This window comes from Gemmatimonadota bacterium, from assembly GCA_026706345.1.
In the GTDB taxonomy this organism is placed as follows: Bacteria; JAAXHH01; JAAXHH01; order JAAXHH01; family JAAXHH01; genus JAAXHH01.
Window position 1 is genome coordinate 1 of the sequence record JAPOYX010000150.1, and the last position, 2,026, is coordinate 2,026.

Sequence of the window (2,026 nt, forward strand, 5' to 3'; positions counted from 1 at the left end):
TCGTGGGTGGCCTGGTCACCGGTCTTTTCACCGTGATACAGGCGGCCGCGGCGAGCGTACTGGCCGCGCTCCTGATCGGCTGGGCAAGGCGGCGGCTGAACGCAACAGAGTTCCTTGCGGCGCTGAAACGTACCTGCCTGCAGTCCGGCGCGCTCTTTGCGATCAGTTTCGGCGCCAAGGCGTTTACGGTGCTGGTGGCGGGCGCGGACATGTCGACCGCAATGATCGAGTGGATGACGGCCTCGTCCATCGACGGATGGATGGTGATTGCCGTCATCGTCCTGGCGTTGCTGCTGATGGGCATGTTTCTCGACCCGGCCGGGATCATCCTGCTGGCGGTGCCCGTGACCCTGCCCGTGGTGATGGGCCTTGGCTACGACGTGGTCTGGTATGCGGTGATCTTTGTCAAGGTGCTGGAGATCGGCCTCATCACGCCACCCCTGGGATTGAACATCTTCGCGCTCAAGGCCTCCCTGGACGCTGCGGAAACGGTGCCCCTGGAGGATGTCTACAAGGGCGCGCTGGCCTTTCTCGCGATTGACCTGGTGGTGCTTGCGCTGCTCCTGGCGTTTCCGGACATTTCGCTGCTCCTTCCGGATCTCCTGGGCCAATAGGATCGGCTTTTGTCGAACACCCCGGGGAGGAGTTCCCGTACCTGTCCCGAGATTTCGCGGGTGGAAATGTTGCGAATGGAGCGCAGATTCCGCAATCTCGATGGCAAACTGAATAGGCTGAAGCGAATGAAGTTCCTCATCCGATACGTGTTTCTGTGCGCTGCTGTATTGGCATTCGTTGCCTGCTCCGAAAAACGGGAGGCGGAAACGTCGGCTGCGGACGGTTCTCCCCCTGAACCGGAAACAGTTCCGTTCGAGAAAGGTCCCTACGAAGTAAGGGTCGAGCGCAGCCACTTCGTTCCGATGCGCGATGGCGTGCGGCTCTCCACCGACCTCTATTTTCCGGTCGGTGCCGAGGGCAAGCTACCGGTCATCCTCGAGCGGACGCCGTACGACAAGGGCAGCAAGCGCAAGGCCGACCCGGACGCGCCCATCTCGGCGGCGAACCAGGCCTACTACTACGCGAGCCACGGCTATGTGTTCGCCATCCAGGACCGGCGCGGCAAGTTTGAATCGGAAGGTGACTACGTGGTGCTGAACGGAGACGTGGAGGATGCCGCCGATACGCTCGACTGGTTCGGCGCGCAGCCCTGGTTCAGCGGCAGGAGCAGCATGATCGGCTGCTCGATTCCGGGCGCCAACCAGATCAAGGCGGCCCAGACCCTGCATCCCGCGCTGACATCCATCGTCCCCCAGTCCGCCGCCACCGGCCATGGCACCGCGGGCGGCACCATGGCCAAGCTCTGGAAGCGGGGTGGAGCCACCAACCTGACCATGGCGATCTGGTCCCATTTTGCGGGCACGAACCTGTTTTACCGCCCGTCGCGCCGGCTTTCGCGTGAAGAGTTCCTGCAGGTGGCCGATTTCTACGACCCGGCCCCGGATCTCGGCGATGACCTGCTGTCGATGGGCGACAATCCGGACTTGTTCAACAAGTACTTCGTCGACGCCATGATGGTGCTGCCTTCGATCGACATTGCCAGGGTTCTCGAATCGCCCCCGTCGGACTGGGAAGACCTGACCCGTGAACCCATGGATCCCTGGTGGGACGGCGGCGACTACCTGGAGGACGATACCAGGGTCAACGCGGCGGCCCTGCACATCAATTCATGGCACGACTATGGCGTGAACGAGACGTTCCTGCAGTTCCGGCATTTCAGTGAAAAAGCCGAGACCCGGTATGCGCGCGACAACCAGTTCGTGATCATCTCGCCGTTGGCGCACTGCAATATCGAATCCGTTTCGTCGCGGACGGTTTCGGGCCAGCGGGATATGGGCGATGCGCGCAAGGATATCTGGGGAACCTATCTCAGGTGGTGGGATTACACCCTGAAAGGATTGGACAATGGCTTCGATGAGGAACCGAAGATCCAGTACTACGTTCCCGGGCGGAACGCGTGGAAGTCCTCGGA

The 2,026-nt window shown here is 61.7% G+C and carries 2 protein-coding genes; both read left to right on the plus strand.

Features of this window, described 5'->3' with window-relative positions:
• On the plus strand, positions 1 to 614 hold a 614-nt coding region (locus OXG98_09980), incomplete at its 5' end, for a TRAP transporter large permease subunit (GenBank protein MCY3772331.1).
• 126 nt (positions 615 to 740) lie between these two features.
• Positions 741 to 2,026, plus strand: a 1,286-nt coding sequence (locus tag OXG98_09985; protein MCY3772332.1) for a CocE/NonD family hydrolase, incomplete at its 3' end; no start/stop codon positions are given.